Annotated in this window: 11 protein-coding genes and 1 pseudogene; 4 read left to right on the top strand and 8 right to left on the bottom strand. The window is 67.6% G+C overall.

The window, feature by feature from the left end; all coding sequences use genetic code 11:
* Together JL37_RS30770 and purN are read right to left on the bottom strand one after the other, a co-directional pair.
* Positions 1 to 326: pseudogene (locus tag JL37_RS30770) on the bottom strand (hypothetical protein); the annotation flags it as partial.
* A 55-nt stretch (positions 327 to 381) separates the two neighbouring features.
* The gene (gene purN / locus JL37_RS24485; protein WP_043547583.1) at positions 382 to 1,047 is read right to left on the bottom strand and encodes a phosphoribosylglycinamide formyltransferase; all 666 of its coding nucleotides are present in this window, start codon (positions 1,045 to 1,047) and stop codon (positions 382 to 384) included.
* A 124-nt stretch (positions 1,048 to 1,171) separates the two neighbouring features.
* On the opposite strand from purN, the gene JL37_RS24480 reads away from it, so the two are divergent.
* The 4 genes from JL37_RS24480 to coaBC all read left to right on the top strand — a co-directional run bounded on the left by JL37_RS24480 (position 1,172) and on the right by coaBC (position 6,874).
* Positions 1,172 to 2,137: a bifunctional riboflavin kinase/FAD synthetase gene (locus JL37_RS24480; protein WP_043547582.1), complete on the top strand. Its 966-nt coding sequence runs from the start codon at positions 1,172 to 1,174 to the stop codon at positions 2,135 to 2,137.
* Positions 2,127 to 4,988, top strand: a complete 2,862-nt coding sequence (ileS, locus tag JL37_RS24475; RefSeq protein ID WP_043547581.1) for an isoleucine--tRNA ligase — start codon at positions 2,127 to 2,129, stop codon at positions 4,986 to 4,988. Before JL37_RS24480 ends, ileS begins: the two co-directional genes overlap by 11 nt.
* Before the next feature lie 2 nt (positions 4,989 to 4,990).
* Positions 4,991 to 5,518 (top strand): signal peptidase II, encoded by a 528-nt coding sequence (gene lspA, locus JL37_RS24470; protein ID WP_043547580.1) that lies wholly within the window; start codon positions 4,991 to 4,993, stop codon positions 5,516 to 5,518.
* A gap of 156 nt (positions 5,519 to 5,674) precedes the next feature.
* Positions 5,675 to 6,874, top strand: a complete 1,200-nt coding sequence (gene coaBC / locus JL37_RS24465) for a bifunctional phosphopantothenoylcysteine decarboxylase/phosphopantothenate--cysteine ligase CoaBC (protein WP_043547579.1) — start codon at positions 5,675 to 5,677, stop codon at positions 6,872 to 6,874.
* A 637-nt stretch (positions 6,875 to 7,511) separates the two neighbouring features.
* Here coaBC and JL37_RS24460 read toward each other — a convergent pair.
* The 6 genes from JL37_RS24460 to JL37_RS24435 form a co-directional block, all read right to left on the bottom strand.
* Positions 7,512 to 8,498: a tripartite tricarboxylate transporter substrate binding protein gene (locus JL37_RS24460; protein ID WP_043548170.1), complete on the bottom strand. Its 987-nt coding sequence runs from the start codon at positions 8,496 to 8,498 to the stop codon at positions 7,512 to 7,514.
* Positions 8,499 to 8,617: 119 nt separating this feature from the next.
* Positions 8,618 to 9,307 carry an AroM family protein gene (locus JL37_RS24455; protein ID WP_043547578.1) on the bottom strand — a complete coding sequence of 230 codons (690 nt, stop codon included), beginning with the start codon at positions 9,305 to 9,307 and terminating at the stop codon, positions 8,618 to 8,620.
* Positions 9,304 to 10,233: a DUF1177 domain-containing protein gene (locus tag JL37_RS24450; protein ID WP_043547577.1), complete on the bottom strand. Its 930-nt coding sequence runs from the start codon at positions 10,231 to 10,233 to the stop codon at positions 9,304 to 9,306. The genes JL37_RS24455 and JL37_RS24450 overlap by 4 nt, the downstream gene beginning before the upstream one ends.
* Positions 10,230 to 10,934, bottom strand: a complete 705-nt coding sequence (pepE, locus tag JL37_RS24445) for a dipeptidase PepE (protein ID WP_043547576.1) — start codon at positions 10,932 to 10,934, stop codon at positions 10,230 to 10,232. Before pepE ends, JL37_RS24450 begins: the two co-directional genes overlap by 4 nt.
* 31 nt (positions 10,935 to 10,965) lie before the next feature.
* The gene (locus JL37_RS24440) at positions 10,966 to 11,733 is read right to left on the bottom strand and encodes an IclR family transcriptional regulator (RefSeq protein WP_043547575.1); all 768 of its coding nucleotides are present in this window, start codon (positions 11,731 to 11,733) and stop codon (positions 10,966 to 10,968) included.
* Between the two features lie 140 nt (positions 11,734 to 11,873).
* On the bottom strand, positions 11,874 to 12,530 hold the full coding sequence (locus JL37_RS24435) for a response regulator (RefSeq protein ID WP_043547573.1): 657 nt from the start codon (positions 12,528 to 12,530) through the stop codon (positions 11,874 to 11,876).
* Between the last annotated feature and the right edge of the window lie 299 nt (positions 12,531 to 12,829).

The following is a 12,829-nucleotide window of genomic DNA, read 5'->3' as shown; positions in this document are numbered from 1 at the left end:
TCGGAGCCGTAGGAGGCGCGTTCGCCGCCCCGGTCGCCGCCGCGCGGGGCGTCGTAGGACGGGCGCGGGCCCGGGCGGCCCTCGCGGCGCTCGGAGCCGTAGGAGGCGCGTTCGCCGCCCCGGTCGCCGCCGCGCGGGGCGTCGGAGGACGAACGGCCTTCAGGCCGTTCGTCGCGCTTGCCGGCGGGCCGGCCATCACGGCCACGCTCGAGCGCTTGCCGGGCCTCGCCCTTGGGGCGCGAGAAGAAGCTCCGGCCGTCACGCCCCTCGGAGGCTGCCCGCTGGGCGCCTGCGGGACGGGAGCGCGGAGATTGGGATTTAGTCATGGCGTATTCCAGTGAGGCGGAGGCATTCCGCCCGGTAAAAGCGATTCGGGGCCGCTCAGGCGGCCGGCGACCAGGTGAACAGGCGTTCGGGATCGCCTTCGACGTTTACCCGCTGGTCGCTCGTCAGGGTAACCCGGCCTTCGGCCAGCCAGCGCACCGCCGCCGGGAAGGCCTGGTGCTCGACGGTCAGCACGCGGCCAGCCAGCGTTTCGGGCGTGTCGCCCGCCAGGACGGGCACGCAGCCCTGGGCGATGATGGGGCCATGGTCCAGCACCGGGGTGACGAAATGCACCGTGCAGCCATGCACGCGGACTCCGGTGGCCAGCGCCTGGGCGTGGGTGTGCAGGCCGGGGAACGCGGGCAGCAGCGAGGGATGGATGTTGACCAGCCGGCCGGCGTAGTGGTTGACGAAACCCGGGGTCAGGACGCGCATGAAGCCCGCCAGGATGACGTAATCGGGCTCGAAACGGTCGATTTCGGAGGCCAGCGTGGCGTCGAACGCCTCACGGCTGGCGTAGTCCTTGTGGTACAGGGCGGCGGTGGGGATGCCCTGGTGGGCCGCCCACTCCAGCCCGCCGGCGTCCGGCCGGCTGGCGATGACGGCGGCGACTTCGGCCGGCCAGCCCTCGTTGCGGCAGGCTTCGGTCAGCGCCCGCATGTTGCTGCCCCGCCCCGAGATCAGGATGACCAGGCGGCGCTTGGTGGTAGATGTTTCCGGCAAGATAAGGAATTCCAAGGGAAATCGGGCCCGTCCGCCCTTGCGGCCCCGCGCGCTGGAACGGCCAGGGCGCGGGGCGGGAAGGAATGGGAACAAACCCGGAATCCAAAATTGTAAACTCTCGCTCGTGAAACCATCGCTGCGCATCTACCGATCCCTGCCCCCGCCCGACCGGCGCGCCCCTTGCGCGCTGACGATCGGCAATTTCGACGGCGTCCACCGCGGACACCAGGCCATGCTGGCGCGCGTCTGCCAGGTGGCGCGCGAACGCGCCCTGGTGCCCGCCGTCATGACCTTCGAGCCGCATCCGCGGGAATATTTCGCCACGCTGAACCAGCGCCCCGAGCTGGCGCCCACCCGCATCTCCGGGTTGCGCGACAAGCTCGCCGCGCTGGCGCGCTACGGCATCTCGCAGGTCGTGGTGGAGCGCTTCAATGCCCGCCTGGCCGAGATGTCGGCCAATGCCTTCATCGAGCATCTGCTTGTCGAGGGCCTGCACGCCAAGTGGCTGCTCGTGGGCGAGGATTTCCGCTTCGGCCACAAGCGCAGCGGGGACATCGACCTGTTGCGCGAAGCCGGCCTGCGCCATGGCTTCGAGGTGCAGACCCTGGCCGACGTGACCGACCAGCACGGCCACCGCATCTCCAGTTCCGAGGTCCGCACCGCGCTGGCCGTGGGCGACCTGGAACGCGCCCGCCACCTGCTGGGGCACCCTTTCCACATCAGCGGCCACGTGATCCACGGCCAGAAGCTGGGCCGCACGCTGGGCTTTCCCACGATGAACCTCAGGGTGGCCGAACGCTGCGCCGCGCGCTCCGGCATCTACGTGGTCCAGGTCCACGGCCTGGCCGAGCGCGCCCTGCCCGCCGTCGCCAGCCTGGGCGTGCGCCCCACGGTCGAGGACCGCGGCCGCGTGCTGCTGGAGGCGCACCTGCTCGACGAGACCATCAACGCTTACGGTAAACTCGTACGCGTCGAGTTCCTGCAAAAGCTGCGGGACGAAGAAAAATTTCCTGACCTCCCTTCCCTGACTGCCGCCATCGCCGAAGACGCGCGAAACGCGCGCGCCTATTTTGCCGTTCATGGACTATAAAAAGACCCTCAACCTCCCCGATACTCCCTTCCCCATGCGGGGCGACCTCGCCCGCCGCGAGCCCGCCTGGATTTCGCAATGGGAGGAAAACCACGTCTACCAGGCGATCCGAGCCGCCAGCCGCGGCCGGCCGCGCTTCGTGCTGCACGACGGTCCGCCCTACGCGAACGGCGACATCCATATCGGCCATGCGGTCAACAAGATCCTGAAGGACATCATCGTCAAGAGCCGCAACATGGCCGGCTATGACGCGCACTACGTGCCGGGCTGGGACTGCCACGGCATGCCGATCGAGATCCAGATCGAAAAGAAGTACGGCAAGCACCTGCCCGTGGCCGAAGTGCAGGCCAAGGCCCGCGCCTACGCGCTGGAGCAGATCGACCGCCAGCGCAAGGACTTCAAGCGGCTGGGCGTGCTGGGCGAGTGGGATCGTCCCTACATGACGATGAACTTCAGCAATGAAGCCGACGAAATCCGCGCCCTGGGCCGCATCCTGGACAAGGGCTACGTGTTCCGCGGCCTGAAGCCCGTGAACTGGTGTTTCGACTGCGGCTCGGCGCTGGCCGAGGCCGAAGTGGAATACGCGGACCGCGTCGACCCTGCGGTGGACGTGGCCTTCCCGTTTGCCGAGCACGCCAGGCTTGCCAGCGCCTTCGGCCTGGATTCGGTGGACGATGGCGCCATCGTCATCTGGACCACCACGCCCTGGACCATCCCGTCCAACCAGGCGCTGAACCTGCACCCCGAGATCGAGTACGCGCTGGTGCGCGTGTCGCCCGCGCCGAAGTTCGGCCCCCTGCTCCTGATCGCCAAGGAACGCGTCGAGGATTGCCTGAAGGCCTGGGGCCTGGAAGGCGAAGTCATCGCCACCGCGCCGGGCGCCGCGCTGTCGGGCATCCAGTTCCGCCACCCGCTGGCGCAGTTCAACGCCGCCTACGACCGCAAGGCGCCCATCTACCTGGGCGACTACGTAACGGCCGATTCCGGCACGGGCGTGGTGCACTCGGCCCCCGCCTACGGTATCGAAGACTTCATGTCGTGCAAGGAGCACGGCATGAAGGACACCGACTTCATCAGCCCCGTGATGGGCGACGGCAAGTACGCGGACAGTCTGGCCCTGTTCGGCGGCCTGTCGATCTGGGACGCGAACCCCAAGATCGTCGAAGCCCTGAAGGAAGCCGGCGCGCTGATGCACGTCGAAAAGCACAAGCACAGCTACATGCACTGCTGGCGCCACAAGACGCCCATCATCTACCGCGCCACCAGCCAGTGGTTCGCGGGCATGGACGTGGCCCCGAACGACGGCGGCCCGACCCTGCGCGAATCGGCGCTGGCCGGCATCGACGCCACGGCCTTCTACCCGGCCTGGGGCCGCGCCCGCCTGCACGCCATGATCGCCAACCGTCCGGACTGGACCCTGTCGCGCCAGCGCCAGTGGGGCACGCCGATGGCCTTCTTCGTGCACAAGGAAACCGGCGAGCTGCATCCGCGCACCTCCGAGCTGCTGGAACAGGTGGCGCAGCGCGTCGAGCAAGGCGGCATCGAAGCCTGGCAGTCGCTGGACCCGCGCGAGCTGCTGGGCGACGAGGCCGATCAATACGAAAAGAACCGCGACACGCTGGACGTGTGGTTCGACTCCGGCAGCACCCATGCCACCGTGCTGGGCGGCAAGGACGGCGCCTTCGCCGGTTCGCATGGCGCCGAACTCGCCTGGCCCGCCGATCTCTACCTGGAAGGCTCCGACCAACACCGCGGCTGGTTCCATTCCTCGCTGCTGACGGGCTGCATGCTCTACGGCCAGCCTCCCTACAAGGCCCTGCTGACGCACGGCTTCGTGGTGGACGGCCAGGGCCGCAAGATGAGCAAATCGGTGGGCAACGTGATCGCCCCGCAAAAGGTGTCCGACTCGCTGGGCGCGGAAATCCTGCGCCTGTGGGTGGCTTCCACCGATTATTCCGGCGAGCTGTCGATCTCGGATGAAATCCTCAAGCGCGTGGTCGAAGGCTACCGCCGCATCCGCAACACGCTGCGCTTCCTGCTGGCCAACCTGGCCGACTTCGACGCCGTGTCCCAGGCTGTGCCTTACGGCGAGCTGCTGGAAATCGACCGTTACGCGCTGGCGATGACAGCGCAGATGCAGGCGGAAGTCCAGGCCCACTATGAACGCTACGACTTCCACCCGGCCGTCTCCCGCCTGCAGACCTTCTGCTCGGAAGACCTGGGCGCGTTCTACCTGGACATCCTGAAAGACCGCCTGTACACGTCCGCCGTGGACAGCCGCGCCCGCCGGTCGGCCCAGACGGCCCTGCTCGACGTGACGCAGACGCTGCTCAAGCTGATGGCGCCGATCCTCTCCTTCACCGCCGAAGAGGCCTGGAAGGAACTGGTCGGCTCCGCGCTGAAGAACCAGGCCGACGCCGCCCGCACGACGATCTTCACCGAGGTCTACCACGTGCTGCCGCCGTTTGCCGACGCCGACGCGCTGTCGGCCAAATGGACGCGCCTGCGCGCCATCCGCGCTGAAGTCCAGCGCAAGCTGGAGGAAGTGCGCACGGCCGGCGACATCGGCTCGTCGCTGCAGGCCGAGGTCGATCTCTACGCCAACGGCGCCGACCACGAACTGCTGGCCAGCCTGGGCGACGATCTGCGCTTCGTGCTGATCGTTTCGCGCGCCACCGTGCACGCGGCCGAAGGCGATACCCGCATCGAGGTCACGCCCTCGGCGCACAAGAAGTGCGAGCGCTGCTGGCACTGGCGCCTGGACGTGGGCCAGGACGCGGACCATCCCGAGATCTGCGGCCGCTGCGTGTCCAACCTGTTCGGCTCGGGCGAAGCCCGCGACAAGGCCTGAGCATGGCCGGGCCCGCCGACACCGGCCTCCAATCCGGCTCCCGCCCCGCGCCCGCGCGCGTGGGGCGCTGGCTGGCCCTCGCGCTGGCGATCATCGTGCTGGACCAGTTGACCAAGGTCTACTTCAACACGGAATTCCAGTACGGCCAGCGGGTCCACCTGCTGCCCTTCTTCGATTTCACCCTGGTGTACAACCGGGGCGCGGCTTTCAGCTTCCTGGCATCCGAGGAAGGCTGGCAGCGGTGGCTGTTTACCGGCCTGGGCTGCGTGGCCGCCGTGGTGATCACCGTCATCCTGCGGCGCACCCACGGCCAGCCCCGTTTCTGCCTGGCCCTGACGCTGATCCTGGGCGGCGCCATCGGCAATGTCATCGACCGCGTCGTCTATGGCCACGTGGTGGACTTCCTGCTGTTCTACTGGAACGACTGGCAATTCCCGGCCTTCAACCTGGCCGACGTCGGCATCACCTGCGGCGCCGTGCTGCTGGTGCTGGACGAACTGCTGCGGGCGCGCAAGCCGCCGAGTGCCTGAACGGCCCGGCCGGGGCACGCGCCCCGGCCCGCCCTGCCAGTTTTCGTCCCGTTTGATGCCCCCTGAATGCATGGCGAACGGCGCGATGCCGCAATGCAGAATAAAATCACTTTCCATTCCTCGTTTTCACGGCGCTGAACCCGCCGCCCCGTCCTCATGCTCGATCTCGCCCGCAAACGCATCGTCCTCGGCCTGACCGGGGGCATCGCCTGCTACAAAATCGCCGAGCTGGTGCGGCGCATGACCGAACAAGGCGCCACGGTCGACGTGGTCATGACTGAAGCGGCCACGCACTTCATCACCCCCGTCACCATGCAGGCCCTGTCCGGCCGCCCGGTGTTCGTGGATGCATGGGACGCGCGCGTGCCCAACAACATGGCGCACATCGATCTCACGCGGGGCGCGGACGCCGTGCTGATCGCGCCCGCCAGCGCCGATTTCATGGCCAAGCTGGCGCACGGCATGGCGGACGACCTGCTGTCCACGCTGTGCCTCGCGCGGGCCTGTCCGCTGCTGGTCGCGCCCGCCATGAACCGCGAGATGTGGGCCAATCCCGCCACCCAACGCAATGTCGAGCAGCTGCGCGCCGACGGCATCAGCATTCTTGGGCCCGCGGCCGGAGAGCAGGCTTGCGGCGAAACCGGCGACGGCCGGATGCTGGAAGCGCATGAGCTGCTGACCGACCTGATCGCCTTTTTCCAGCCCAAGCTGCTGGCGGGCCGCCACGTGCTGCTGACCGCCGGCCCCACGTCCGAGCCCGTGGACCCGGTGCGCGTCCTCAGCAACCGCTCGTCCGGCAAGACCGGCTACGCGCTGGCTCGCGCCGCCCGCGAGGCCGGCGCCCGCGTCACACTGATCTCCGGCGCAACCTTCCTGCCGGTGCCGCGCGGCGTCACCGCCCTGTCGGTCACCACCGCGCGCCAGATGCACGACGCCGTGATGGCCAGCGCGGCCGACGCAGACATCTTCATCGCCGTGGCCGCCGTGGCGGACTGGCGCGTGAAGAACGTCAGCACCCAGAAGTTGAAAAAGACCAGCGAGGGCGGCGGCGCCCCCGCCATGGAATTCGAACCCAATCCGGACATCCTGGCCGAAGTGGCCAAGCTGGCCAACGGCCCGTGGTGCGTGGGCTTCGCCGCCGAAACCGAAAAGCTGGCCGAGCACGCCGAAGCCAAGCGCGCGCGCAAGGGCATTCCGCTCTTGGTGGGCAACCTGGCGCACAAAGTCATGGATGCGGACACCACCGAACTGGTGCTGTTCGACGAACAGGGCGTGCACCCCCTGCCCGCCGCCGGCAAACTGGACGCGGCGCGGCGCCTGATCGCCGAGATCGCCGCACGGGTGCCGGGGAAGTAGTTTTTGGGTGTCTGACGCGTGGGTTCTAGTGTCTGACACCCGGGAAAACCTGCTTCAGCCGGACGGGGATCTCGTACGGGTGTCAGACACCGATGCAGTGGCAGACACCGGCGCTGCGAGCACCTCTGTGTCTGACACCCTTACGCAATGACGGCCAGGCTTGAAGAAATGCTTCCCGGGTGTCAGACACCGATGCAGTGGCAGACACCGGCGCTGCGAGCACCTCTGTGTCTGACACCCTTACGCGATGACGGCCAGGCTTGAAGGAATGCTTCCCGGGTGTCAGACACCGGGAAAGGAATACCGGTGCCCCGAATTGGTGTGTGACGCCAAAGCGCGACTTGCTCTTGTTGGTGTCTGACACCCGGGAAAACCTGCTTCAGCCGGACGGGATTCTCGTACGGGTGTCAGACACTGATGCAGTGGCAGACACCGGCGCCGCCATTCCGGCGCTGCGAGCACCTTGGTGTCTGACACCCAGGAAAATCCGCTTCAGCCGGACGAGGATCTCGTACGGGTGTCAGACACTGATCAATGCGGCACCTCAGTGTCTGACACCCTTACGCAATGACGGCCAGGCTTAAAGAAATGCTTCCCGGGTGTCAGACACTGATGCTGTGTCTGACACCAGCGCCGCTCATTCCAGGCTGATGTTCGCGGCCTTGACGATGTCTGCCCATTGCTGGCGGTCTTTTTCCAGGAACTGGCCGAACTGCTCGGGCGTCATGCCGGTGACGGGCTCGGAGCCCAGGCCGGCCATTTTCTCGATCAGGGCCGGCTGCTTCAACACGTCCTGCAGGGCGGCGTAGTAGGCGGCCAGCACGTCGGCGGGCAGGCCGGCGGGCGCGAACACGCCCTGCCACGTCGGCATGTCGAATCCCTTCAGGCCCTGTTCGTCCAGCGTGGGCACGTTGGGCAGCTGCGGCGCGCGCTTGAGCGACGCGACGGCGATGGCCTTGACCTTGCCCTGCGAGGCGAGCGGCGCGGCGGTGGAGATGTTGTCCATCGTCATCGCGATGTGGCCGCCAAGGAGGTCGGTGATGACGGGCGCGGCGCCGCGGTATGCTGCATGAGGCACCTTCACGCCCAGCTTGTACAGCATGGTTTCGGCGATCAGGTGGTTGGAAATGCCCACGCCCGCGGTGCCGTAGGTGGCGGTCGGCGTCTTCTGGAAGTATTCCTTCAGCTCGGCCAGGTTGTCGGCCGGCACGTCTTTGTTCACGATCACCACGTTGGGCTGCACGGCGGCCAGCGTGATCGGGGTGAAGTCGGCGGGCTTGTAGTTCGTGCCCTTGGGGTTCAGGACGTGGGTGATGGCCATGGAGCCGGCCGCGGCGATGCCGATGGTGTAGCCGTCGGCGGGCGACTGGCTCAGGCGGTAGGCCATGATGTTGCCGCCGGCGCCGGCCAGGTTTTCAACCACGACCGGCTGGCCCAGGCGCTGCGACAAGGGGTCGGCGAGCAGGCGCGCGAGCGTGTCGGCGGAGCCGCCGGGCGCGAAGCCCACCAGCAGCCGCACGGGCTTGGCGGGTTTCCAGGCGTCGGCCGCCAGCGCGGGCGTGGCCGCCAGGACCGAGACGGCGAACAGTGCGCCAGCGGCGCGGTGCAGGGTACGGCTAAACATGAAAAACACTCCCAACAATTGACTGACGAAGATCGCTTCGTCTCCTCTTGCCGCTCGCCCGCCCCTGCCGCGCCGGATTCCGATGGGCGCGCCAGGGTCGCGGGCGGGTTGCGGCGGCTTTATTCCAGTATTTGCGCGAGCGTCTGCGCGACCAAGCGGTTCGACAGCAGCACCGGGCGTCCCGAGGCCTGCGCCACCACCTGGCGCATGCGCTCGGCATAGCCCATGCAGTGCATGACGATCAGGTCGCAGGACGCCAGTTCGCGGCCCGCGCGCTCGAAGTTGAGCGCGGCCTGCCCGGCGTCCGCCTCATAGGGCGAAGCGTGGACGACCTGGGTTTCGCAGGACAGCGGCACGACCATGTGAAAGGCGTCGACCTGCGCTTCCAGCGGCACCACCAGCCCCACCTTGCGGCAATGCTCCGCCAGGCCGGCGACCAGGTGGTCCACCACCTGCTGCGGTTCGACCACGAGCGTGCGCATCGGCGCGATGGCCGTGCCCGTGCACAGCGGCACCAGGACGTCATAGCCCGCGGCGTCGGCTTCGCCCATGACCTGCGCCAGCCGGGCCTCGGCCGCCGCAGCGTCCAGCTCGATCTGCGTTCCGTCGCGCATGCGCGTCGCGAACCGGTACTCACCCGCCCTGGGAGCCAGGGCGGCTAACGCCGCCGCGTCCAGGCCGTCGAGCGCGCCGAATTCGTCGATGCGCACACGCGCGCCCAAAAGCGCCGCCATTTCGGGCACGACGTCGCTGCGCGGCGATTGCCCGATGGTGAAGAACGCCACGCGCCGCTGCGGAGCCGCGTTCATGCCGCGCCTCCGTCTTCGCGGCCCACGGTCTGCAGATGCGCCATCGAGCCGTAGCGAGCCTGCAGCGCGGCCCATTCGGACTCGTCCGAGAAGGACATGGCGCCCTGGCCGAACAGCTTGGCGATTTCGATGCAGAAACGCATGGCGACGTCGGCGTCCACGGCGTTCGTGACGCCCGTCGCGCAGCCCGGCACGGTCGTCTGCGCGGTAAGCGCCACGCCCACCACGGGCGCGTCCGTGACGATCGCGGGCTGCATCAGCGAATTCACGTGCCACAGGCCGTTTTCATAGGGCGTGATGTCTTGCGTGGTCAGCGGCAAGGTAATCGGCAATTCGCCGCTGACCCAGCCCATCACGTCCAGCATGGTTTCGGGAATGCGCAGCAGATAGCCTTGGCGCGCCACGGGCGTCAGCGCCACGCCGCGCTTGTTGACGAGGCGATTGCCGCGCGTGGTGTCGACGGACAGGATCGCGTCCATGCGCGGATCCACTTCGTGCGACATCATCTCGCGCATGGGGAACGGCGAGCGCATCATCGGCACGGGGTGATGCGGACGCGTGCCGGCACGCGGGCAGACGTGCGTGCGGATGCGCACCGTTCCGGGCAGGACGTCGCCCTGCCGAGCCATGGCCATCAGCTTGAACGCCGCCGCAATGGCGACCACCGCGCCGTCGCTGTCGGACACCAGGCCCGTGACCGCGGGGCGCGCGCCAATCCCGCCCAGGCGGCCCACGATGCCCATCTGCGGAGCGGCGGCGTCGGCGCCGGGAATCACGATGGAAAGAAAATCCGTGGCCGCGCCGTCGCGCTCCAGCCGGGTCACTTCCACTTCGCAGTTGCCGGCTTCGCGCAGCTGCTGCGCGACGATCTCGCCCGTCACGTGGGCGGAAGAAAGAAGCTCGATCGTATCGATGACCTGTTTCATGCCGTGATCTCCACCGGACCCGGCCGGAACGTGCGGGGTTCTTCCTTGCCGAGGAACAGCGGCGCGTCGTGCGGTCCGATAAGGGAGATGTCGCCGCCGCGGATGCGCAGCCCGGAACCTTCCGGCAAGCCCAGGACGGGCATCCGGGGATTCAGCGCGCAGAATTCCGCCAGACGCTGGGCGCGGGTTTCGCCGCGATGGCCCGGCGGATGGGCATTGGTGTAGTGCGGATTGATCTGGAAGGACAACAGGCCCAGGGCGTCGAAGCCTTGCGGGTCCGTGATGGGCATGTCGTTCGTGGTGCAAATGCTGGGGCAGGTCAGGTTGGATCCGGCGCTCCACCCCAGATAGGCGGCGCCCTGGCGCACGCAACGGACGATGACTTCCAGCAGGCCCTGGCGGCGCAACTGCCCCAGCAGGTTGAAGGTGTTGCCGCCGCCCACGATGATGACGGCGGCGCTTTCCAGCGCGGCCACGGGATCTTCGGCCCGGTGCAGGCCCTGGATGTCCAGGCCGGTGCCGGCCAGCGCCGACGCCACCAGCGCCGTGTAATCGTCCCAGTCGCGGGTCACGCCGGCATACGGCACGAAGACGGCCGGCGCGCCTTGCGGCAGCGCGGCGGTCAATTCCCGGATGTCGGACAGCGCGTGCACCAGATAGCCGGCGTCACTGCTGGAATTGCTGAGGAGCAGGAGATTCATTGGGGGGATTTCCGTAAGGGAGTATGGAGATTCAGGCAAGCCAATAGGGATCGTTCAATTCGCGGCCAAGCGCCCCCACCTGCTGCAGCACGGATTCGCGCAGACGCGCGACGCGCTCGGCATCAGCCTGGAAGGACACGAAGGACAGGCACAAGCCGCGCAGCTCGCCGGTGGCGGGATCGCGCACCGCCGCCGCCACCGCGCCGATGCCGGGCATGGCCTGGTCGATGGCCACGCCGCAGCGGTCGGCGCGGGTCCGCGCGACCAGCCCGGCAAGCTCGCCCACGGTGGCCGGGCAGTCCCGCCCTTCCACGGGCAACGGCCCGTCCGCGTCGGCGCCGTAAAGCGCCTGGAATTCGGCTTCGCTCAGGCGCGACAGCAGGGCCCGCCCCATGGCCGTGCCCGACGCGGGGCGACGGGAGCCGGGCGGCGACAGCACCTGCACCGGATTCGAGCCATTGAGGCGTTGCAGCACCACGGTTTCGCGCTGGTTGAGGGTGGACAGGTAGGCGGTCATGCCGCTGTCGTCGGACAGCCGGGCCAGCACGGCGCGGCAGGCGTCGTCCAGCGGCGTGGCCGCCATGCCGGCCCGCACCGCCTGGGCGAGCAGCGCGCCCGGCCGATAGCGCCGCGTGGCGGCGTCCTGGTCGAGCAGGCCGTAGTTCTGCATCTGGTTGAGCAGACGCGACGCCGTGCTCTTGGGCAAGGCCAGGCGACCCGCCACATCCGTGAAGCTCAGATCCGCCGCGCCGTCCGCGTACAGCTCCAGCACGCGCTGGACGCCATCCAATATGCTCATGCAAGTTCCATTAAAAGGAACTACTGTTCCTGATTAAAGAACAAGAATAATGCAGGCCCGGAGCCAGGGTCAATACGGACGTACGCAGGCTCCGGCAAATTACGCGCCGGGCCTGTGAAAGGGATCGGATTGCCGCGGGGTCAGCCCTGCGCGGTGAAAGCCTTGGGGGGAAAGTCGCTGAGCAACTTGATGAGATCGACGTCCCGGTTCACGCCCAGCTTGCGCATGGCGCTGCGCTTCTGGGTGCTGACGGTCTGGACGCTGCGGTGCAGACGCTCGGCAATCTCGGTAATGGTGCCGCCGGCACAGAACAACCGGACGATCTCTGCCTCGCGCGGCGTCAGCCTGTCGGCTTCGGCCACCATCATGGTGTCCAGCAGCATGTCCTTGATGAGCGGCGAGTAATACTGGCGGCCGCCGTGGGCGGCGTAGACGCCGTCGACCAGCCGGGGCAGAGGGTCGGATTTGCTGACCACCGCCTTGACGCCGTGCTTGACGATGGCCAGCAGCAGCGCCGGATTGTCGACCATCGTGTACAGCACGAGGCGCATGTCGAGCCAGCGGCGGCGCAGGTAGGAAATCAGCACCAGGCCGTCGCCGTATTTGCCGCCGGGCATTGCGTAATCCAGCACCAGAACGTCGCAGGGATGCTTGTCCAGCAGCTCGACCAGCGCGGTTGAATCCGTGGCCTGCCCCACGACCCGCATCGCGGGATTTCGCTCCAGTTCGGCAGCAAGGCCCAACAGCACCACCGGATGATCATCGGCAATCGCCAGACGTATGCTGAGATCGGACACCGCTACTCCCACAGATCGGACGCCATGGCGCACGGCGCCTTGTTTTGTTGTGCCTGCCATTGGGCAATGCGTAGGAAATTCTAAACGACGGTCCGAGGCCCAAAGGGCTGAAAACGGCACGGTCCGCCCCCCCAAAAAGCGCCGATTCCGTACGAACGACAAGGCGGAATCGCATAAGTCCAATGCTGGCAAAGGATGCGCCGCCGCCCGCATCGCGCGCGTTCGACATTCACCGCTTTTCGTTTTAGTAGAAGTTAACTAGTTAATTCAGACTAATACTAGATCTTCTTCGCGGCCCG

It is taken from the genome of Achromobacter sp. RTa (genome assembly GCF_000757485.1).
Lineage (GTDB): Bacteria > Pseudomonadota > Gammaproteobacteria > Burkholderiales > Burkholderiaceae_B > Achromobacter.
Note: the sequence above shows the minus strand (reverse complement) of the source record. Positions and strands in the feature narration are given on the sequence as shown.

Bases quoted from the DNA above. Each gene is read 5' to 3' on its own strand.
- ileS (WP_043547581.1), top strand. From the start codon at position 2,127: ATGGACTATAAAAAGACCCTCAACCTCCCCGATACTCCCTTCCCCATG.
- lspA (WP_043547580.1), top strand. From the start codon at position 4,991: ATGGCCGGGCCCGCCGACACCGGCCTCCAATCCGGCTCCCGCCCCGCG.
- coaBC (WP_043547579.1), top strand. From the start codon at position 5,675: ATGCTCGATCTCGCCCGCAAACGCATCGTCCTCGGCCTGACCGGGGGC.
- JL37_RS24460 (WP_043548170.1), bottom strand. From the start codon at position 8,498: ATGTTTAGCCGTACCCTGCACCGCGCCGCTGGCGCACTGTTCGCCGTC.
- JL37_RS24455 (WP_043547578.1), bottom strand. From the start codon at position 9,307: ATGAACGCGGCTCCGCAGCGGCGCGTGGCGTTCTTCACCATCGGGCAA.
- JL37_RS24450 (WP_043547577.1), bottom strand. From the start codon at position 10,233: ATGAAACAGGTCATCGATACGATCGAGCTTCTTTCTTCCGCCCACGTG.
- pepE (WP_043547576.1), bottom strand. From the start codon at position 10,934: ATGAATCTCCTGCTCCTCAGCAATTCCAGCAGTGACGCCGGCTATCTG.
- JL37_RS24440 (WP_043547575.1), bottom strand. From the start codon at position 11,733: ATGAGCATATTGGATGGCGTCCAGCGCGTGCTGGAGCTGTACGCGGAC.